We start from the raw sequence: 20,473 nt of genomic DNA, 5'->3' as shown, positions 1-20,473 counted from the left end.
AATGAGCGACTATAAATCTACTTTGAATTTGCCGGAAACAGAGTTTCCGATGCGTGGTAATTTGGCTAATCGTGAGCCAGAGATGTTAAAATCTTGGACCGAAAACGGACTGTATCAACAGATCCGTGAAAGCCGTAAAGATGCTAAACCGTTTATTTTGCATGATGGTCCTCCATATGCGAACGGTGACATTCATATTGGCCACTCAGTAAACAAAATTCTTAAAGATATTATTATTAAGTCAAAGACCATGTCTGGTTTTGACGCGCCATACATTCCTGGGTGGGACTGTCATGGTCTGCCTATTGAGCTTAAAGTTGAGCAAAAAGTAGGTAAGCCGGGTCATAAAGTAACGGCTGCTGAGTTCCGTCAAAAGTGTCGTGAGTACGCGGCTAAGCAAGTTGATGGCCAGCGTGATGACTTTATCCGTTTAGGCGTATTTGCTGATTGGCAAAATCCATACCTAACCATGGATTACAGCACTGAAGCTAATATTGTGCGTTCACTGTCTAAAGTGATTGATAGCGGCCATCTGCACAAAGGTGTTAAGCCTGTGCATTGGTGTACAGATTGTGGTTCTGCTCTGGCTGAAGCTGAAGTTGAATATGAAGACAAGATGTCTCCAGCAATCGATGTTGCTTTCTCTGTTGTCGATAAACCTGCTTTGCTAGCAAAGTTTGGTTTAAGCGATTACGCACATAACATTTCAATGGTTATTTGGACTACAACACCTTGGACTCTACCTGCTAACCGTGCGTTGGCTGTAGGTGCTAATGTTGAGTACACCTTAGTTGAAATGGTTAAAGAGGGCCAGGCGCAAGCACTAGTGCTAGCAACTGACCTATATGAGTCATGTGTTGAGCGTTTTGGTGCAGAGTCACACACTGTACTTGGCACTGCCGCAGGTAGCGATTTAGAACTACTGCGTTTTAACCACCCATTCTATGATTTTGATGTACCAGTTATTTTAGGCGATCACGTGACTGTCGATTCTGGTACTGGTGTGGTTCATACCGCTCCTGGTCACGGTCAAGATGATTTCGTGGTTGGTCAAAAGTATGGCCTAGAAGTGGCTAACCCAGTAGGGGACAACGGTGTTTATAAAGCAGATACAGAAATCTTTGCAGGTTTGCATGTATTTAAAGCTAATAAGAATGTTGTTGAGCTATTAGAAGAGAAAGGCGCACTACTTAATCACGTACAGATTAAGCACAGCTACCCACATTGCTGGCGCCACAAGACACCAATTATCTTCCGTGCAACGCCGCAGTGGTTCATCTCTATGGATCAAAAAGGTTTACGTCAGCAAGCACTAGGTGAAATTGAGCAAACTCAATGGATCCCAGATTGGGGTCAAAGCCGCATTGAGAAGATGGTAGAAAACCGTCCTGACTGGTGTATTTCACGTCAACGTACTTGGGGCGTACCTATCACCTTATTTGTACATCGTGAAACAGAAGAGTTACACCCAGACAGCGTGTCTTTGATGGAGCGCGTAGCTGCTCGTATCGAACAACAAGGCATTCAAGCTTGGTGGGATCTAGATGCATCTGAGCTATTAGGTGATGAAGCTGACCAGTACCGTAAAGTGACTGACACATTAGACGTTTGGTATGACTCAGGTTCTACTTTCTCGTCAGTGGTTGCTGCACGTCCAGAATTTAATGGTCACCCAATTGATTTGTACCTAGAAGGCAGCGATCAACACCGTGGTTGGTTTATGTCATCGCTGATGATTTCGACTGCTATGAACGGTAAAGCACCTTACAAGCAAGTATTGACTCACGGTTTCACCGTTGATGGTCAAGGCCGTAAGATGTCTAAATCTGTGGGTAACGTTATTGCTCCGCAACATGTGACTAATAAGTTAGGTGCTGACATTTTACGTCTATGGGTTGCTGCAACAGACTACAGCGGTGAGATGACAGTTTCTGATCAGATCTTAAATCGCAGTGCAGACGCATACCGCCGTATTCGTAATACAGCTCGTTTCTTACTTGCTAACATCAATGGCTTTAACCCAGAAACTGATATGGTTGCAGTTGAAGACATGGTTGCATTGGATCGTTGGGTTGTTCGCCGCGCTGCAGCATTGCAACAAGAGCTATTAGAAGCGTATGACCAGTACAACTTCCACTTAGTGACACAGAAGCTAATGCAGTTCTGCTCTGTAGAACTTGGTAGCTTCTACTTAGATATCATCAAAGATAGACAGTACACAGCAAAAGAAGATAGCAATGCGCGTCGTAGCTGTCAGTCGGCACTGTATCTTATCTCTGAAGCTATGGTGCGTTGGATTGCACCAATCCTAAGCTTTACAGCAGATGAAATCTGGAAGCTTCTTCCTGGTGAGCGCGGTGAATATGTATTTACCGAAACTTGGTATGAAGGACTTAAGTCGGTGACATTAGAGTCAGACCTAAGTGATGAGTACTGGGATCAATTACTTTCCGTTCGTGCAGAAGTGAACAAAGTGATTGAAAACGCACGCCGTGAAAAGCAAGTCGGTGGCTCACTAGAAGCTGAAGTGACACTGTATGCTGACGAAGCTTTGCAAGCAGCACTTGAGAATTTAGGTGATGAATTACGCTTTGTGTTGCTAACGTCTAAGACTGAAGTTGTTGCGCTAGCATCTGCACCATCTGATGCAATCGAGACTGAACTTGCTTCATTGAAGTTAAGTTTGAAGAAGTCTGAAGCTGAGAAGTGTGAGCGTTGCTGGCACCATAGAGAAGATGTTGGCGCAGTTGTCGAGCATCCAACACTATGTACTCGCTGCGTAACAAACATTGAAGGCGATGGCGAAACTCGCCAGTTTGCTTAATCATGCAATAGCAACGGCTCTTTTATAGGGCCGTTGTTTTTTTGTCTGTTAATTCTGTATTGTTTATCAACACCGTTAAATTATGCGAGTAGATGCTATCTATGGAAAAGGAACATTTAATGCCAACTAACTGGAAAGACAGTGGTCTGCGTTGGTATTGGGTCGTTGTGTTGGTATTTCTTGCCGACCAGATATCTAAGCAATGGGTATTATCAAACTTTGAGTTATACGAATCGATTCAGTTATTACCGGTTTTCAACTTTACCTATGTGCGCAACTACGGCGCTGCATTTAGCTTTTTAAGTGATGCAGGTGGCTGGCAACGCTGGTTGTTTACCTTTGTTGCCGTAGGGTTTAGTGTGCTACTTTCGGTTTGGCTACGTCAGCAACCCAGTAAGATGTGGCGATTGAACTTAGCCTACACTTTAGTTATCGGTGGTGCATTAGGTAATCTTATCGACCGTTTACAGCATGGATATGTTGTCGACTTTTTACATTTCTATTGGAATACCAGCCATTTCCCTGCATTTAATATTGCCGACTCTGCTATTTGCGTGGGTGCCGCGCTTATCATTTTAGACTCATTTTTTGCGGGGAAAGATGATAAAAAAGCAAAGGCTGTAAAGGAGTAACTTACGTGTCAGAAATGCATTCAATTTTATGTCATATGAATATCGTGCTAGAAGATGGTTCAACTGCAGAAAGCACACGTTCTAGCGGTAAACCTGTAAGGTTTAATGTGGGCGATGAAAGCTTAAGCCCAGCATTTGAAGCTGAAATTATTAACCTTAAAGAAGGTGATAAACATAGCTTTACATTACAAGCTGCTGATACTTTTGGCGAGTCAAATCCAGATGCTGTACATCATATGGATAAGAGCCGCTTTCCTGCAGATATGACGCTTGAACCTGGTGTTATTGTGAGTTTTGCAGGCCCTGGTGGCAGTGAAATCCCCGGCATGGTAAGAGATGTTGTTGGTGATTCTGTGACTATTGACTTGAATCATCCTTTGGCAGGGCAAGTGCTTACTTTTGAACTTGAAGTGGTACAGGTACTTTAATTATGAATATCCTTCTGGCAAATCCACGTGGTTTTTGTGCTGGCGTTGACCGGGCCATTAGCATTGTGGAACGCGCTTTAGAGCTGTTCTCTCCACCCATTTATGTTCGCCACGAAGTGGTACATAACCGTTACGTGGTGCAAAACTTAAAAGATCGTGGTGCGGTGTTTGTTGAAGAACTTGATCAAGTGCCTGATAACAGTATTGTTATCTTTAGTGCTCACGGTGTATCACAAGCGGTGCGCAAAGAGGCTAAAACCCGTGGGCTTAAAGTGTTTGATGCGACATGTCCATTAGTCACTAAAGTTCATCTGCAGGTGACTCGTGCTAGCCGTAAAGGTATTGAATGTATCTTGATTGGTCACGCTGGACATCCAGAAGTTGAAGGCACTATGGGTCAGTACGATAACCCTGAAGCAGGGGTTCACTTGGTTGAATCGCCGGAAGATGTGGCAAACCTTGTGGTTAAAGATCCTGATAATTTGTGTTTCGTTACCCAAACGACTTTGTCTATGGACGATACTGCTGACGTAATCGCCTCTTTACAAAAGAAGTACCCTTCAATTGAAGGCCCTCGTAAAGATGATATCTGCTACGCGACGCAGAATCGTCAAGATGCGGTGCGTAACGTTGCCGAAGATGTCGACTTGTTTATTGTCGTGGGTTCGCAAAATAGCTCTAACTCTAATCGTTTGCGCGAATTGGCGCAGAAGAAAGGCACAAAGTCTTTCTTGGTTGATAATGCCGATGATGTGGATTCAGCTTGGTTTGATGGTGTTCAGCGTGTTGCGGTTACTGCTGGGGCTTCAGCTCCTGAGGTACTGGTTAAACAAGTCGTTGATGCGATAGCTAAGATGGCACCAAGTGTCGTGACTGAAGTTGAAGGACAACTTGAGGATACTGTTTTTGCAGTACCCGCTGAACTTCGATAAAACTACAAATAATTTACGATAAAAAAAGAGGCTTTTGCCTCTTTTTTTTTGTTTAAAATTCAGTTGCTTTCACCAGAAACCACCAAACATCTGTATTACATTTCTCTATCATTAGACTGCTAACGCATTAACATGTATGCTAGGCGTTACTAGATAAGTACCAGATTTAAAAAGATAAAAGACTATCTGTCGCGTCAATAAAGTGACTAAAGTGGAGAGGTTGACAGTATGGGAACTAGGGAAAACGGGTTTTCCTTAATAGAAGTATTAGTCGCACTAGTGATCTTAGTGGTTGGATTAGTTGGAGTATTTAATCTTCACCTTGTATCCAAACGCGGCAGTTTTGAGTCTTTTCAGCAGACTCAAGCTTCTTATTTCGCCCAAGATATTATTAATCGAATGAAGCTTAATCGAACTCAGTTGACAGCATATAGTGGTACTTACAGCGGGTCTTTATTGCAACCGGGAACTTCTTGTGATGTTGCAGCAGGAGTTAATGTTGTTTGCACTGTTAATCAAACGCGTCAGTGGGATCTTTTTCAGTGGGAACAGCATATGGCTGGTAGTGCTGAAGTCAATAGTCACTCCCAGAATGTGGGAGGGATTGATGCCCCTACAGCCTGTATTCGAGCTCAAGCTAGCGGCGAAGTTACAGTGGTTATTACATGGCGTGGGATCCGTAAAATGTCTGATGCTGCAGCAAGCAATACTGATACTTTTGTCAGTGGTTGCGGCACGGCTAGTGATAGGCGTCGTGCATACAGTGTTAATACTGTCATTATCTAAGGTCGTGTAATGAAACAATTACAACTTACCCAAACAGGCTTGTCCTTAGTTGAGTTAATGGTAGCTATGGTTGTAGGGCTATTTTTAACTGCGGGTATTTTTTCTATGTTTGTAATGTCCGCAACAAATGTCACGACGACAAGTCAATTTAATCAGCTACAAGAAAATGGTCGAATTGCGCTGTGGTTGATAGAACGTGATGTCAGCCAATTAGGTTTTATGGGCGATTTAACTGGCACTGATTTTGAAGTTGGTACAAATATCGATATTAATGCTACAGCAATCGCAACTGCGAGTGACTGTATTGGCTCTGGTGTTAATAATGCTTCTTTCCCCTCTGCCGTTCCGGCCCACTTTCGTAGGCTTTGGGGTTATGAAAGTGGTGTTTCTAGCACATCGCTCACTTGCCTAACGGGGGTTAAGTCTGCTACCGATGTCTTACAGATTAAACGCTTAGCAGGGCCTGAGGTTGCCGTCCCAAATGATGCTAATCGTTATTATATTGCAGCTAATTCTCAGCGCGGAGTCTTGTTTAGCGGTGATCAGACTGCCCCTGTCATTACCAATGCCCGTTATTGGGAATATTTACATCACGTTTACTACATTGAAGATGATTCAGGAACGCCTGTTCTTAGGCGCAGAGTGTTACGTAATGGTGGAATGAAAACTTCTGGCAGTTACGAGCAGCTTGTCGAGGGGGTTGAGAATATGCGGGTGCTTTATGGTTTTGATAGTAATGGTGACAATAGCGCTGATAGTTATATGCCGGTACAAAATGTAACGGATTTGATGTGGGATAACAGTTTAGCTCAACGTATTGTATCGCTGAGAATATTTATGCTTATCCGCTCAGTAGAAGCCGATAATAGCTATACCAATAATAATACTTATGAGTTAGGTGACAAAACGATAACAGCGCCTGGTGATCATTTCAGGCGTAAAGTGGTATCAACTACATTAGTGCTTGAAAATCCAATCATTGGGGCTAATTGAGGACGATATATGCATAAAGAACATGGAATGGTGCTATTTCTGTCATTAATCGTTTTGCTTATTATGACCGTTATTGGTGTGGCACTGGCGGTTAATTCTAATCAATCAATGAAGATGGCTGGAGCAGGGGCAGAGCGTGTAGAAGCTATGACGGCAGCCCAAGGTGCTCAAGATAGAGTTATCTCTGTTAATGGTGGCGCTACACTGATAAACCTGGCTAGTACTATGGTGACAAACGATACACAGTTAGGGGTTACTAACACCTTAGAGCCTATAGCCAGTGGCTGTAAGCGTAGAGAAAAAGCCCATGGTGCTTCGATAGGCTGTAATCGTATTAGTGTATCAAGTACTGCAGTTTTTGGTCGCAATGATCTTGGTCAGCTGACAGTTGTTACCGGGATAGAACAAGAATTTACAACGGGGAAATAATGATGCTGCGGATCAAAAAATTACTGTGTGCTACAGCAGCATGTATCGCTATGTTATCTAGCGTCAGTTTCGCTGATGATACGGAGCTATATGTTTTTGAATCAACAGCTCGATCAGGCTCACGGCCTCAGGTTCTGATTATTTTTGATAATTCAGGCAGTATGGGAACCGACGAGTACACTGATACTTTTTACCCTAGAGGCGATGAAAACCTTGGTGGCTCAACAAAATTGTTTTATAGCAAAGGCGCCGGAGTTCCTGATTTATCAAGCCCTAATTATATAAAAAACAAGTTTAATGGTTGTAAGCGTTCAAAAACCTATCTTAAGGATTATGGCTTTTTTACTGGTTTTATACGTGAATATAGTTTTGTCGGTGAGAATGGTACTTGGTCAGAGTTCCCCGACTCGCTCGCTACTACTGTAACACATACTGACTGTTTTGAAGATTTTGAAGATCCAAGCAGTATTAATTATAAAAATGCTAAAGATATTCCAGAGGGGCTTCCGGTTGATAGTCTCGGATCTTCAGCCTCGCCAGAACCCTATACTCTCGCTTCTTCAAGCTCTAGCACGGTAGATAAAGAGGCTGCTTTAAATAAGGCTTTGTTAACTAATTTTGGTATAGGTAAGTCAGTCACATTTTATACTGAAAAGTACGTAACTTGGTATCACAGCAACAAGTCTAAACAGGATATTTCTAGGCTGGAAATTGCTCAAAGAGTTATGGAAGACACTGTCGTCACTACCCCGAGTGTGGATTTTGGTCTAGCGGTGTTTAACTATAACAATGGTAGTAGTGATGATGGTGGACGGATAATATCAGGCGTTAAACGTCTTAACACGATAGAAAAAAAATCACTAATTAAAACAATTGGTAATTTAAATGCTGAAACATGGACGCCATTGTGTGAAACCTTGTATGAAGCGTACCGATACTTTGGGGGGGCGGCTCCCCACTTTGCTCTAGAAGCGGGAAGTGCTTCACCTGCAAGAGATCAAAGCATAGAGAAAAATGGTAAGTATATTTCGCCATTCGTGGGTAGCCAATGTACTGACAGAGCATATGTAGTTTATATCACCGATGGTGCTCCTAGTCGTGATAGTGCGGCCGATACGGCAGTCAGTAAATTGGCTGGCTATGACAAAGATAATAAAGTCAATGGCAGTTATTTGCCTGCATTAGCAAGTATTATGAATAATAAGGATGTCAATACTTCTGTTGATGGAGATCAGTTTGTAACGACCTTTACTATTGGGTTTAGTGATGGCGCTGCGAGTGCTGAGCCTATTTTAAAGAAAGCGGCTGAATTGGGTGGTGGTAAGTATTTTGCCGCGAGTAATGCTTCCGCGCTGCAAACTGCACTTTCACAAGTTTTTTCTCAAATATTAGAAACTAACGCTAGCTTTACCTCTCCTTCAATTGCGAGCAATAACTTTGATAGAACGCAGACTTTTGATTCAGCCTATTATGCAATGTTTTTGCCCAACAAAGGCGCACGTTGGATGGGGAATATTAAAAAGTTTAAGGTGACTGGAAGTGGCGATATTGTCGATAAGAATGGTGTTTTAGCTATTGATGATGATGGAAATCTTAAATCGTCTGCTTGCTCCTATTGGACTCCTAATGCTGTTTGTGCGGCCACTTCAGGGGGAGGGGATGGCAATGATGTGCGGACAGGTGGTGCGTCGCTTGCTATTAGAGGAACAGATTCAAGAGTGCTGTATGGTAACTTTGGCTCTGGAGGCGCATTAAAGAGCTTTACTAAAGCTAATGCACAGAGTGCTGCTGGCAGTGAGGCATTGCTTGCAGATTTTATGGGAGTCGATAAAACGCAGTTAACCAGTATGTTTAGTTGGGCAACTGGTGAAGACTCGGATGATGATGACAATGACTCAAGCACCACAGATAAGCGCGACGATATATTTGGCGATCCGCTGCATTCCAAGCCTCTAGCAATTAACTTTGGTAGCCAAGGTTCGCCAGACATTCGTGTGTTAGTCGGTACTAACCACGGCTTTTTACATATGCTAAAAGACAAGGGAGATGATGTAGAAGAGTCGTGGGCATTTATGCCCTATGAATTGCTGTCTAATGTTGCAGAGCTAAGAGCTAACGTTCCTACAGGTGTTCACTCTGTGTACGGCTTAGATTCTTCGCCAGTGGCTTATACCGAAGAGAATGCATCGGGTGGCATAACCAAAGCTTGGCTATTTGTCGGAATGCGTCGTGGAGGTAAGTCATATTATGCACTTGATATTACCGATCCTGACTCACCAAGTTTTATGTGGAAAATTGATCCTGACTCAACAGGTATGTCTGAGCTGGGGCAAACTTGGGCTGAACCAGTTGTGACCAAGGTTCCAGGTTGGCCAGTGGGAAACACTGATTTAGCAAGTGCTAAACCTGTTATTATTTTTGGTGCAGGTTATTCTCCGTCAACAAAAGATTCTGCAGCCGTAGGATTAAACGATGCTCAAGGCAGAGGTGTTTTTGTTGTTGATGCTGAAACCGGAACCTTAGTGCATGCATTTGGGCCTAGCAGTGGGGGGAACTCTACCCAACTACCAGGTATTGTTGACAGTGTGCCTAATGCCGTTGCTGTACTTGATTCTGATGGTGATGGGCTAACTGATAGGATCTACGCATCTGATACTGGCGGAAATGTATGGCGAATGGATTTACCATCAGGCTCACCTTCTGACTCTACTAACCCTTGGACCGCATATAAGTTTGCTGATCTTGGTGGTAATACGTTAGCAAGTGATAGGCGCTTCTTTGCCGAACCTGTGATTGCGCAAACGGTATTTACAAATATTGCTGAGGTTAGCGTTACCGTGGGGGGAAATACGAGTACTACAACGACCTACCAAAACGTGCCATATGATGCGGTAACCTTAGGTACCGGTCATCGCCCACACCCAAGTGACTTGGGTCGGGCAGATATGTTTTATGTATTACAAGATCGTAATGTGATTAGCCGTTCATTTGGGGGGATCGGTAACCCCAAACCAGCTCCCTTGCTGATAAGCGACTTGTATGATGTAACAACTGCTGCGCCCGATTCGAAGAGCGAAAATATTAGCTTTGGTGGTAAGCTAGGTTGGTATTATAACTTTGGCGCAGCTGGTGAAAAAAGTTTATCGGCATCATCGATAATTGAAGGTCGGGTATTTTTCACTTCTTATGTACCAGGAGATAACTCATCAGCCAATCAATGTTTAATATCGGGTATGGGACGCCTATATGGCTTCGACTTACACAAAGGCACTCGTTCTTACCAACAAGAATATTTAGAGATTGGTGAGCGAGTACCTGATACGCCACAGTTAGTTATTCCGCCTAACGGCTCTGATGATTCTTATATGTACCTCATTGGGATCGGCAAAGCGGGATCTGACATGTTGAAAGTTCCGGATCCTGACAATACTGCAGATACCTGTGAGCCTGGCGACGAAAAATGTGTCGGCGGTGGGCCAAGTGTCAATCGTATTTATTATCATATTAATGAGTAGACTATGAAGAGTAATAAAGGGTTTAGCTTGATTGAACTGATGATTGCCGTTGCGATTATTGGTATTTTAGCCAGCGTAGCATACCCATCATATGTGCAATATGTTGCTAAAGGCGCTCGTGCCGATGGCCTTGCTGCATTATTGGAAGTTGCTAACTTGCAGGAGCAGTATTATTTAGATAATCGAGTTTACGCAACCGATATGACACAGCTAGGCTTAGCTAGTGATCCGTATGTTGTTGAAAACGGTTTCTATAGTGTTGATTCAACCGGTACTGGTAGTTTTGTTGCTATCGCTACGGCGCTGGGAGCTCAGGCATCGCGTGATACAAGCTGTACTTCTATTCAAATCACAGATACAGGGGTTCGGACCCCTCAGGAGTGTTGGGAATGATCCGTTTTTTAATAGGGGGCTTGGTACTATTATCATCGACTAGTGAGGCTGCTGATACAGAGCTCAAGGAGTATAAGTGTTATGTTGCGACCAGCTTTAGTGAACAAATAACACTCTATCGTTGGCCTGCAGATAAAATGCATTATAACATGAAGCGACTGCCATTAAAGAAAATACCTAAGTCTGGCCCTGGAGCTAGACCATTAATTAAAGAGGTATTTGAGTGTGTAGAAAGCAGTTCTTCTTTTAAGTCGGCAGTGGCAAATAAGCTGGATGCTAACTTAGCTCGTTAATTGAACCATGAATGTGTAGTGATTAATGACTACACATCCATTGATAAATTATTTTATAACGTAAGAATATAGCTTCTTGTTATGCCTACTAGCATTCAGAAACGAGTATTTTGAGATTATTTTAAGAGCCTGTTAGTTACAGTTAATTGTACCTGTAGCAAACTTAACCTTTCCTGATACGCTTAACTGTAAGCCTTTTGAATCAGAACTTGTTTTACTACCAGGGCAATAGCTTAAGATCCCAGAACTAAAGCTACCACTAACAAAGCCATCGTTGCCGATAGTAATACTATTTTGATCGTAGTCGATAAAGTCACTCGTATTAAAACCGCCTATATTGAGCAGCACTTGATCTGTACCATCTATAGTATGTTGAGTTCCATTATCAACAAATACGCTAAAGCCGTTAATCCAATTACTGTTGCAAGTATTATTATTGAGTGGGCATACAGTTATACGTGTTCCATAACTAAGCGCATGACTGCGGCCAAATTGAATGGCTTGCTGTATGGTACGAATATTACTTTCTGCGCGGTAGCCTTCGTACATAGAGGTGAGTGAAGGTACACCAATCGCCAGTAATATAGCTGCAACGGCAATAGTCACCATCAACTCAACGAGCGTTACCCCTAGTTGTTTAATCTGCATCTGACTATTCCCTGTTTGACTGTCATTCTCTGACTTTTTAAATTTATGTTCTTAGCAGTCAATACTAGCAAAATCAGGGTATTGATTAAACTCTAAGCGAAGAATACTTGGCTGCTATATTTGCAAGAAAATTCGCTTGTGAGTAAATAAGCGTTATTGACAGTCAACGCTCTTGTTAGAGAATCTTACTCGGCCTGATTGATTAACGATAACAGCTCGCGAATACTCGCTATCAAGTAAATCAGGGCAGTAACGTAAAGTGCCATTTGTACCAGAAGCAAGCCCCTCTGGTTGAAATCGAATAGCTGCACGATTGTAGCTGATAGTGTCTCTATCACTGAAAGGTCCTATGCTATAAATGACTTGGTCATTTCCGTCTAGAATATTAGAGTCTCCGGAGTCAGTGAAAACTGTAATATTTTTTTGCCAGTTATCGGTGCACTTTTTCGCTTCTAGTGGGCAAACAGTGACCCTTAATCCGTATGCGACAGCATGGTTTCTCGCTAATTGAACAGATTGTTGTATTTTTCGAATGTTTGAGTTTGATCGTGCGTGAGAATAAAAAGCTTTTAATGAAGGTATGGAGGAAGATATTAAAATTGTGGCAACGGCCATAGTGACCATTAGCTCTATAACAGTAAAGCCAAATAGCTTGGTCTTCATATCCATTTCTTCCTTGAATTACTGAAGTATTTACATCCTGTAAATACTGGGAATATCTCAATACTGGCTAAGTATAGCTTCGAGTTTATAATTTTTTTGTAATTGTTCTATTTTATGAAGAGAGCATTTAGTTTCTTGGTGCTGCATAAATCACTTTGTACTTCAGAGTTTTGTTACTGCATGGTAAGCTACTGCGCAATCAAATTGCGTCTTTCAGCAAGTTCTTAGGGAGTTTTACAATGAAAAAAGTCGAAGCCATTATTAAACCATTTAAGTTAGATGATGTGCGCGAATCACTTGCTGATATCGGTATTACTGGCATGACTGTTTCTGAGGTGAAAGGCTTCGGTCGTCAAAAAGGGCATACAGAGCTGTATCGTGGCGCGGAATATATGGTCGACTTTCTACCTAAAGTGAAAATTGAACTAGTGATCCAGGATGAGCTACTTGAGCAAGCTTTAGAAGTTATCGTTGATACTGCCCGTACAGGTAAAATTGGCGACGGTAAAATTTTCGTGACTGATATTGAGCGTGTAATTCGTATCCGTACCGGTGAAGAAAACGAAGAGGCGGTTTAATTAGTTGCCCACTTTTTCGCATTATCTACGTATTGGATAGGTAATGCGAAAAAGCAGAACTGAAAGGTAATTTAGAGTGTTTAAGTATGTTTTACTCTTTTGGTTGTGCGGTTGAGTCCCTGATCACCGGTTCAGGTACAAAAACCTTTGAAAGTTGTGATGTTTCTTCTCTACGTTTAGCGATTAATAGCTCGGTTGCAATGTGGGCTATCTCTTCATTAGGCTGGTGGACAGTAGTTAGTTTCGGCCATGTTTGGCGTGAGAATGGACTATCCTCAAAACCAACAATTGATATTTCAGCTGGAATATCCACACCTTCTAATCTTGCCGCAAATAATGCTCCAGCTGCAATTTCATCGTTACAAGCAACAATAGCACTGGGTTTTATGCTTTGTTGTAATAGTGACTTAGCCCCTTGAACTCCTGACTCAAAAGAGTATTTACCGTCAATAATAAAGTTGTTATTCACGCTAATTTGATTGCTGGCTAATGCCTGTTTATATCCTGCTAAACGCTCTTTTGTTGATGCGTGCTCATGATCACCACTTAAGAACGCAATATTTTTATGACCAAGATCAATCAGGTGCTGGGTAATAGATATAGCACCAGATCTATCATCGACTAAAACTGCTAGTCCACTAGCAGACTCAAGTTTTTCACCGGCGACGATACGTACATAGCTGGCGTCTATTTTATCGAGAGCAGCCAAAATCACCGGGTCTTCAGAAAGAGGCGGTGTGAGTACGAGGCCTGATAAACGGTTGTGCTTAACCAAAGTCGTTAATTCTTCGCAGATATTGTCAGCCCTTGAATTACAAGGGTGAATAAGTAGCTCATAGCCTAAATCTTTACAGGCTGAAAGAATACCATTTTGCATATCAATGATGTAATAAGCGTTAGGGTTGTCATAAATAAAACCGATTACATAAGACTTTGTTCCAGCGAGGTTTCTTGCAGCCAAGTTCGGCTGATAATTAAGTTCTTTTATCGCATTATTGACTTTATCAATGGTGACCTGCTTTACAGAAGGTTCGTTGTTGGTAACCCGTGACACTGTTTTTATCGATACGCCAGCGTATTTAGCGACATCATTTATGGTGACTTTCATTAAGCGTATTCTCGTTAGTTACTCACTCACTTTTTACGACAAGCGGGGTAACACAAAGTTAACAAATGGCGTTTTTCGAAGGCGTTCTGCCCGAAGAATTAACGGTATAGTGCGAAGTTTTACGTCATTTAGCAATGAGAAGTGGTTAACTTTTTAAGTTTCAACACCAAGTAGAAAAAAAGTCTACTTGTTCGTTACAATTCACCTCTATATTTAACTCACTGTATTTTAATGATAATTAATATTGAAAAAATACACGCCTGTTATTCTTGGTAGGCAAAATTAACCTGTTGGTTATTTTGTTGTGGCGCAGCTGTTAATAATTGTGTAATGTTTGCACTAGACATGACAGCGTTGTCATTCCGATTCTGGAATGGTTATGGATATAAAAAAAGATAATAAGTTATGGAAGGGAAAACGAGATGCGACCATCTACCTTTAAGAAAAGTGTTCTAGCAACAAATATCGCGCTACTAATGAGTGGAGCAGTTTCTGTTTCAGCCATGGCGGCAGACGCTGATACGAAAGTAACAGCAGATGAAAACATTGAAAAAATTGAAGTTCGCGGTATGCGAGCGTCAATGAAAGCTTCAGTTAATGCAAAGAGATTCTCTGACTCAGTTGTTGATGCTGTAACAGCTGAAGATATTGGTAAGTTTCCTGATGGCGACGTGGGTGAGTCACTAGGTCGTATTCCAGGTGTTGCTGTAAACCGCCAGTTTGGTCAAGGCCAGCAGGTTTCGATTCGTGGTGCTTCAAGCCAGCTGACTCGTACTTTACTTAATGGACATGCTGTTGCATCTACAGGTTGGTTTGATCAGCAAGCCATTGACCGTAGTTTTAACTACTCGTTACTTCCGCCTCAGTTAGTAAGTGGCATCGAAGTTTATAAGTCATCACAGGCTGATATCACTGAAGGTGGTATTGGCGGTACGGTTATCGTTAAAACACGTAAGCCGCTAGATCTTGATGCTAATACAGCTTTCGTTAGCGCTAAAGGCGATTACGGTACAATTTCTGAAGAGATAGATCCTGAGCTATCTGGCCTTTATAGCTGGAAAAACGAAGATGAAAACTTCGGTATTTTAGTTTCTGGTGCAGGTTCACAAACTGAATATCAGCGTAATGGTATTGAAACCTTACTCGGTTGGGGAGAAATTGTTCCATCTACTTTCCAACAAGACCGTGAACGTACAGCATTTAACGTTGCTGCTCAGTACCGTCCAACTGACGCGCTAGAGTTTGGTTTAACGTATACAGCACTAGATCTTAAAGCAAACAACGCTAACACTTCTATTTTCTTATTCCCTACACAGCAGGGTGTTAATACTTGTAACCAGACAAATGCAGCTGGTGTTTGTACTGACATTACTCATACTGGTGAAGGCGGATTTGCTTGGGCTCAAACATGGGCTCGTGAAGCAGAAATGACTTCGGATACTATCGATTTTGATTTCAACTTCGAAGCTGAAAACTTTACAGTAGAAGGCCGTGTTGGTAACACTAAATCTGATGGTGGTACTAGCTTAACTTCTAACTATGGTAACTCAATCGGTCAACCTGGTGACTTTGCTGGTCACTATGATGCGACTGGTAAGATTATTGATATCGATATAGCTAAGCAAAACTTTGGCGCTGAAGATTTTAACGGCCAGCTTTCTACTGCAGCTTGGGCACTAAAGAAACAGCCTAATACTGATGAAGAAACATATGCACAACTAGACTTTACTATTCCGGTCGATTTAGGTGCAATTAGCTCATTTAAAACCGGTATTCGTTATGCTGACCACGATGTAACTCAGCAAACTGATATTGCAACTGTAGGTGATATTGCAGTACGTGATGCTTCACATTACTACAATGGAACTATGTCATCAGGTGCTGGCTTTACCTTACCTAAGCCAGATTTTGATGCAATGATTGCAGACGCAAATGCCGCTATTACAGGTTTCGAGCGCGATAAGTCTGGTTACGGTACATTGAATGAAAAGAACCTTGCACTATATGCAATGGCTAGCTTTGAGTCTGAAGGTATTCGCGGTAACTTTGGTCTGCGTTATATCTCAACCGACGTTGAGTCTGATTACTATGAGCTGAGTGATACAGGTCAGTTCGCTGACAACTTAAGCACAGCTAAGTCAAGCTATAGCGATGTACTTCCTAGTGTGAACGTTGCATTTGACTTAACTTCAGACCTTATTCTACGTACTTCTGCGGCGCAGGTTATTTCTCGTCCTAACTACTCAGAGTTATTCGCGACTTCAACACTTCCAGGTTTGAATGACGGTACTCCAGGTAACGAAAAGCTAAACCGCGGCTCTGTATCACTTGCTCCATTCAAAGCGACTCAAGCTGATGTGAGCTTAGAATGGTACTTTGGTGGTGAAGGTCTTGCAGCAGTAACTTACTTTATTAAAGACGTAAACTCTTTCATCTCTACTCGTCAAAAGCTTAACCAACAGATTGGTATTGATGATAATGACCTTATCGCTCAAGGCGGCAGTGCATGTGGTGTAGGCGTATACGATTGCTGGACTGTAAGTGAAAAGTATAACGCTACTGGCGGTCGTATTGAAGGTGTGGAATTACAGCTTCAAGATTCATTTGAAAATGGTTTAGGTTACTCTGCTAACTATACGTACGCAGATGCTGGCTCACCAGCTGAAAACTACCCAGACCAAGTTGGCGTGTTCTCTGATTCTTCAAAGCACACAGTTAACTTAGTGGGTTACTACGAAATGGAATCATTCTCTGCGCGTCTAGCTTATAACTGGCGCAGTGAGTACATGATGCGTGAACTACCAGGCTTCTACGGTAACCGCCAGCACGAAGATTATGGAACACTTGATCTTAGCGCTACATACAGTGTTACAGAGTGGATGGACCTAACTTTCGAAGCTGTTAACCTAACAGAGGAAGATAGTGTGCAAACTGGTGTTGCTCCGCTTGATGCTGAAGTTATCCCAGAGTTCAAAGCTGACTACCCTGTATGGAGCTTTGAAGGTGAAGCACGTTACAAAGTTGGCGTAGCATTACGCTTCTAATATAAATAATATAGTTGTAACTAAAGCCCAGCATTTGCTGGGCTTTTTATTAAACATTTAACATCATATTTTTTTTAAACTCGGTCTCTTCGGAGATAACTTATTAGATTAAGACTCTTTTTCAGCATAAATATAAGAGGGCGGCTATGGATATTCAAAGGGTAGCTATTGTTGGCGGAGGCACAGCGGGCTGGTTAGCTGCAAATCATTTAGGCCTAACAGCAATGGCACACAAATCGTTATCTGTCACTTTAATTGAGTCTGCAGATATTCCAACTATAGGAGTGGGGGAGGGTACAGTTCCTGCAATCCGTAAGTCATTAAAGCGTTTTGGGATCAGCGAAACAGAGTTTATTAAGCGTTGCGATGTAACCTTTAAGCAGTCGATAAAATTTGTGAATTGGTTAGATAAAAGCGCTCATGGCGAGAATAACTTCTATCACCACCTTTTTGATATGCCATCTGCAATGGGAGAGGCGCTGACACAAAAGTGGTTAGCTAAAAAACACGTTGCCTATGCTGGAACAGTGTCACCTCAACATGCTGTCTGTGAGGCTTATAAAGCGCCCAAAAGTATTAGTGATGCTGAGTATGCAGGTGCTTTGGGCTATGCCTATCACCTTAATGCTGCAAAGTTTGCTGAGCTATTAGCTGAAAACGCAAAAGAGCGTTTTAGAGTTGAGCATATAACCGCAAATGTGGAAGAGGTGATATTGGCAGAAAGTGGTGAGATTGAGTCGCTTATCACAGATACCAAAGGCAGATTAGATTTTGACTTTTATATTGATTGCAGTGGTTTTGCTTCCTTAATGATAGATAAAGCACTTAAGGTGCCTTTTATTGATAAGGCGGATCAATTATTTATCGATAAAGCGGTTGTAGTGCAAGTACCGACTTCACCTAATGACGTTATCCCTCCTTTTACGATTTCAACCGCACATCAGGCAGGCTGGATCTGGGATATAGCTCTAAGCAATCGCCGAGGCATTGGCTTTGTCTATAGCTCTAAATACATGGATGATGAAACTGCTGTTAGTAAATTAGATACATATTTAAATGGTAAGTTAGCTGAATATCAGTTCAGAACTATTCCGATGACGGTTGGTTACCGAGAGCGTTCGTGGGAGAAAAACTGCGTTGCGTTGGGACTCGCCCAAGGTTTTTTGGAGCCTTTAGAGGCAACATCGATTTTGTTGACAGATTTTGCTGCAAGTTTTTTAGCGAGTCGGTTTCCTAAGTCAGTAGAGGATCTACCGAGTATGAGTCAACGCTACAATCATGTAATGAGTTACGCATGGGAGCGGGTCGTTGATTTTATAAAAATGCATTACTGTCTATCGGACCGCTCTGACTCAAAGTTTTGGATAGACAATCGTGATACTGGCACAATGTCAGATGAACTTTTGCAGCGCTTAGCACTTTGGCAAAACTTTGTACCTAATAAAGAGGACTTCTTTAGTAAGTTTGAAGTTTTTGATTTAGAAAACTACCTCTATGTGCTTTATGGAATGCATTTTCCAACTAAAGCTGAATTTATATCAAACACTGAGATGCAAATGCCCAATGATTACCAGCATAGACTTGATAATATCTCGGCTCAGTTGGTGGCTAATCTACCACCGCAAAGAGAGCTATTAGAGAAAATAAAACAATATGGGTTCCAAACGATTTAATCGTTCAGCTAGGCTTTTCCCATTTCTGCCCATAAAGGGCTTGTAACTGTTGTTTATGGAGCGGAAAGTGTTGAGTGACAGTATTGAAGTAATGCTTAATGCTCTCGATACTAACGGCCTTTTCATTTGATAAAGGTTTCATCGCTACTTGATTAAAGCGTCCTTTTCCGGCGAGTAAGCAGTACCAACTTGGAGTCAGGTATGCTGCAAGGCTATTGGTATTGGTTAGTACTTGCTCAAGATCTCCAGTAGGATGATCCCATACGTCGATAATTTGCTTAAGCTTACTTGAGCAATTGTCGATATTGCGGGCATCAGACCAATACTGGCTATCGGTACGAGTATTTAAAAAGTAGTGTGCTTGAATATAATCTTTAATGGCATCGAGTATGCTATTCACTTTATTGTTGAAGAGGTTTTGCTGAATCTGGTTGTTGCGAGAGTAGCTGTTAATAAATTCCTCTAAAGTAAATTGCACTGACATTAGCGCTGTTGCTTCAAGTGGTTCAATAAAGCCTTGAGAAAGACCCACAGCTAACACATTTTCGTTCCAATGCTTTTCTACTCGGCCTAAACGCATTGATAAATGTTTTGCAGGCATTCCCTCACAACTTACACCGACATGAGCTCTAAGTTCTGCTTCGGCATCTTCAGGACTAATATGTTTAGATGAATAAACATAACCATTCCCGTAGCGACTGCTTAGGGGGATCTTCCAAGCCCAGCCAGCTGTCAACGCGGCAGACTCTGTAAATGGTGGGATTGGTTTAGAACAATCAATAGATGATGGAATTGCGATAGCCGAGTCGTTTAGTAAGCCGTCAGCATAGCTTTTATAAGCTGTGTTTAACGTTTTACCTATCAATAATGCACTAAAACCTGTGCAGTCGATAAATAACTCAGATTCAAGCTTCCGTCCTGATGCTGTTAATAGCTGTTTTATCTGGTTACAGCTACTCATATTTACTTGGGTCACAGTATCGGATAGATGCCCCACACCCAAATTTTTAGCTCTGTTTTTCAGGTATTCTCCTAATAAAGCTGAGTCAAAATGATAGCCGTATTCCATAACACCATTTAGTTGAATATTCGTTTTCGGAGAGCGATTCTCCTTAGCAAGAAAACTCTGTAGCCAATAATTATCTGGATGTTCATCAACTAAGAAGCCTTGGCGTCTTAAATCTGTATTATGGATAAATGCTTTACCCGTTTTAAGATCAATGTTGGAGTAAAAAGGGTGGAAATAACTATTTTTTGATGAGTTTGATGCCCAATTTGGAAAGCTAATACCGCATTTATATGTGGCATTGCACTTTGGCATCCATTCTGACTCATCAATAGCAAGAGTTTCAAAAAAACGTTTTAATGCCGGAGTTGAGCCTTCACCTACGCCAATTTTAGGGATCTCCACTGAATCCAGTACAGTAATTTTGCAGCCTAAATGACCCCATGCATGCTGAAGTAAACTTGCGCTCATCCAGCCAGCAGTGCCACCACCAACAATGATGATTTCTTTAGGAGGAGTGGTGATCAT

Annotated in this window: 17 protein-coding genes; 13 read left to right on the top strand and 4 right to left on the bottom strand. The window is 42.0% G+C overall.

The window, feature by feature from the left end; all coding sequences use genetic code 11:
- Window position 1: 1 nt before the first annotated feature.
- From ileS to L2747_RS02425, 10 genes are all read left to right on the top strand, one after another.
- Complete coding sequence (gene ileS / locus L2747_RS02470) at window positions 2-2,824, top strand: isoleucine--tRNA ligase (RefSeq protein WP_248997528.1); 2,823 nt, start codon at window positions 2-4, stop codon at window positions 2,822-2,824.
- A 119-nt stretch (window positions 2,825-2,943) separates the two neighbouring features.
- Window positions 2,944-3,456, top strand: coding sequence for a signal peptidase II (lspA, locus tag L2747_RS02465; protein ID WP_248997527.1), 513 nt, complete (start codon window positions 2,944-2,946; stop codon window positions 3,454-3,456).
- A gap of 14 nt (window positions 3,457-3,470) precedes the next feature.
- Entirely contained in the window at window positions 3,471-3,884 is a 414-nt protein-coding gene (gene fkpB / locus L2747_RS02460; protein WP_283107156.1) for an FKBP-type peptidyl-prolyl cis-trans isomerase, read from the top strand.
- A gap of 2 nt (window positions 3,885-3,886) precedes the next feature.
- Window positions 3,887-4,816, top strand: coding sequence for a 4-hydroxy-3-methylbut-2-enyl diphosphate reductase (gene ispH / locus L2747_RS02455; protein ID WP_248997525.1), 930 nt, complete (start codon window positions 3,887-3,889; stop codon window positions 4,814-4,816).
- Window positions 4,817-5,044: 228 nt separating this feature from the next.
- On the top strand, window positions 5,045-5,602 hold the full coding sequence (pilV, locus tag L2747_RS02450; RefSeq protein WP_248997524.1) for a type IV pilus modification protein PilV: 558 nt from the start codon (window positions 5,045-5,047) through the stop codon (window positions 5,600-5,602).
- Between the two features lie 9 nt (window positions 5,603-5,611).
- Window positions 5,612-6,595: a PilW family protein gene (locus L2747_RS02445; protein ID WP_248997523.1), complete on the top strand. Its 984-nt coding sequence runs from the start codon at window positions 5,612-5,614 to the stop codon at window positions 6,593-6,595.
- 9 nt (window positions 6,596-6,604) lie between these two features.
- Window positions 6,605-7,024, top strand: a complete 420-nt coding sequence (locus tag L2747_RS02440) for a pilus assembly PilX family protein (protein WP_248997522.1) — start codon at window positions 6,605-6,607, stop codon at window positions 7,022-7,024.
- Window positions 7,025-7,026: 2 nt separating this feature from the next.
- Window positions 7,027-10,539, top strand: coding sequence for a pilus assembly protein (locus tag L2747_RS02435; protein WP_248997521.1), 3,513 nt, complete (start codon window positions 7,027-7,029; stop codon window positions 10,537-10,539).
- 3 nt (window positions 10,540-10,542) lie between these two features.
- Complete coding sequence (locus L2747_RS02430) at window positions 10,543-10,932, top strand: type IV pilin protein (RefSeq protein ID WP_248997520.1); 390 nt, start codon at window positions 10,543-10,545, stop codon at window positions 10,930-10,932.
- A complete protein-coding gene (locus L2747_RS02425) occupies window positions 10,929-11,225 on the top strand; it encodes a TapY2 family type IVa secretion system protein (RefSeq protein ID WP_248997519.1) in 297 nt (98 codons plus the stop codon). The genes L2747_RS02430 and L2747_RS02425 overlap by 4 nt, the downstream gene beginning before the upstream one ends.
- A 132-nt stretch (window positions 11,226-11,357) precedes the next feature.
- Here the strand turns inward: L2747_RS02425 and L2747_RS02420 are convergent, their stop codons facing one another.
- Both L2747_RS02420 and L2747_RS02415 read right to left on the bottom strand, forming a co-directional pair.
- Window positions 11,358-11,873: a GspH/FimT family pseudopilin gene (locus tag L2747_RS02420; RefSeq protein ID WP_248997518.1), complete on the bottom strand. Its 516-nt coding sequence runs from the start codon at window positions 11,871-11,873 to the stop codon at window positions 11,358-11,360.
- 153 nt (window positions 11,874-12,026) lie between these two features.
- Complete coding sequence (locus L2747_RS02415; protein ID WP_248997517.1) at window positions 12,027-12,536, bottom strand: GspH/FimT family pseudopilin; 510 nt, start codon at window positions 12,534-12,536, stop codon at window positions 12,027-12,029.
- 239 nt (window positions 12,537-12,775) lie between these two features.
- Here L2747_RS02415 and L2747_RS02410 point away from each other — a divergent pair, with 239 nt between their 5' ends.
- The gene (locus tag L2747_RS02410) at window positions 12,776-13,114 is read left to right on the top strand and encodes a P-II family nitrogen regulator (RefSeq protein ID WP_012154353.1); all 339 of its coding nucleotides are present in this window, start codon (window positions 12,776-12,778) and stop codon (window positions 13,112-13,114) included.
- 91 nt (window positions 13,115-13,205) lie between these two features.
- On the opposite strand, the gene L2747_RS02405 is transcribed toward L2747_RS02410, so the two are convergent.
- Window positions 13,206-14,222, bottom strand: coding sequence for a LacI family DNA-binding transcriptional regulator (locus tag L2747_RS02405; RefSeq protein WP_248997516.1), 1,017 nt, complete (start codon window positions 14,220-14,222; stop codon window positions 13,206-13,208).
- A 422-nt stretch (window positions 14,223-14,644) separates the two neighbouring features.
- Here L2747_RS02405 and L2747_RS02400 point away from each other — a divergent pair, with 422 nt between their 5' ends.
- Both L2747_RS02400 and L2747_RS02395 read left to right on the top strand, forming a co-directional pair.
- Window positions 14,645-17,266, top strand: a complete 2,622-nt coding sequence (locus L2747_RS02400; RefSeq protein WP_248997515.1) for a TonB-dependent receptor — start codon at window positions 14,645-14,647, stop codon at window positions 17,264-17,266.
- Window positions 17,267-17,412: 146 nt separating this feature from the next.
- Complete coding sequence (locus tag L2747_RS02395) at window positions 17,413-18,939, top strand: tryptophan halogenase family protein (RefSeq protein ID WP_248997514.1); 1,527 nt, start codon at window positions 17,413-17,415, stop codon at window positions 18,937-18,939.
- Between the two features lie 4 nt (window positions 18,940-18,943).
- Here the strand turns inward: L2747_RS02395 and L2747_RS02390 are convergent, their stop codons facing one another.
- On the bottom strand, window positions 18,944-20,473 hold the full coding sequence (locus tag L2747_RS02390) for a tryptophan halogenase family protein (RefSeq protein ID WP_248997513.1): 1,530 nt from the start codon (window positions 20,471-20,473) through the stop codon (window positions 18,944-18,946).

Origin of the sequence: Shewanella marinintestina (genome assembly GCF_023283845.1) — a bacterium.
GTDB classification, from domain to species: Bacteria; Pseudomonadota; Gammaproteobacteria; order Enterobacterales; family Shewanellaceae; genus Shewanella; species Shewanella marinintestina.
Note: the sequence above shows the minus strand (reverse complement) of the source record. Positions and strands in the feature narration are given on the sequence as shown.

What these genes read in the sequence shown, in the direction of transcription:
- ileS (WP_248997528.1), top strand. Translation starts at nt 2, where the DNA reads ATGAGCGACTATAAATCTACTTTGAATTTGCCGGAAACAGAGTTTCCG.
- lspA (WP_248997527.1), top strand. Translation starts at nt 2,944, where the DNA reads ATGCCAACTAACTGGAAAGACAGTGGTCTGCGTTGGTATTGGGTCGTT.
- fkpB (WP_283107156.1), top strand. Translation starts at nt 3,471, where the DNA reads ATGCATTCAATTTTATGTCATATGAATATCGTGCTAGAAGATGGTTCA.
- ispH (WP_248997525.1), top strand. Translation starts at nt 3,887, where the DNA reads ATGAATATCCTTCTGGCAAATCCACGTGGTTTTTGTGCTGGCGTTGAC.
- pilV (WP_248997524.1), top strand. Translation starts at nt 5,045, where the DNA reads ATGGGAACTAGGGAAAACGGGTTTTCCTTAATAGAAGTATTAGTCGCA.
- L2747_RS02445 (WP_248997523.1), top strand. Translation starts at nt 5,612, where the DNA reads ATGAAACAATTACAACTTACCCAAACAGGCTTGTCCTTAGTTGAGTTA.
- L2747_RS02440 (WP_248997522.1), top strand. Translation starts at nt 6,605, where the DNA reads ATGCATAAAGAACATGGAATGGTGCTATTTCTGTCATTAATCGTTTTG.
- L2747_RS02435 (WP_248997521.1), top strand. Translation starts at nt 7,027, where the DNA reads ATGCTGCGGATCAAAAAATTACTGTGTGCTACAGCAGCATGTATCGCT.
- L2747_RS02430 (WP_248997520.1), top strand. Translation starts at nt 10,543, where the DNA reads ATGAAGAGTAATAAAGGGTTTAGCTTGATTGAACTGATGATTGCCGTT.
- L2747_RS02425 (WP_248997519.1), top strand. Translation starts at nt 10,929, where the DNA reads ATGATCCGTTTTTTAATAGGGGGCTTGGTACTATTATCATCGACTAGT.
- L2747_RS02420 (WP_248997518.1), bottom strand. Translation starts at nt 11,873, where the DNA reads ATGCAGATTAAACAACTAGGGGTAACGCTCGTTGAGTTGATGGTGACT.
- L2747_RS02415 (WP_248997517.1), bottom strand. Translation starts at nt 12,536, where the DNA reads ATGAAGACCAAGCTATTTGGCTTTACTGTTATAGAGCTAATGGTCACT.
- L2747_RS02410 (WP_012154353.1), top strand. Translation starts at nt 12,776, where the DNA reads ATGAAAAAAGTCGAAGCCATTATTAAACCATTTAAGTTAGATGATGTG.
- L2747_RS02405 (WP_248997516.1), bottom strand. Translation starts at nt 14,222, where the DNA reads ATGAAAGTCACCATAAATGATGTCGCTAAATACGCTGGCGTATCGATA.
- L2747_RS02400 (WP_248997515.1), top strand. Translation starts at nt 14,645, where the DNA reads ATGCGACCATCTACCTTTAAGAAAAGTGTTCTAGCAACAAATATCGCG.
- L2747_RS02395 (WP_248997514.1), top strand. Translation starts at nt 17,413, where the DNA reads ATGGATATTCAAAGGGTAGCTATTGTTGGCGGAGGCACAGCGGGCTGG.
- L2747_RS02390 (WP_248997513.1), bottom strand. Translation starts at nt 20,473, where the DNA reads ATGATCACCACTCCTCCTAAAGAAATCATCATTGTTGGTGGTGGCACT.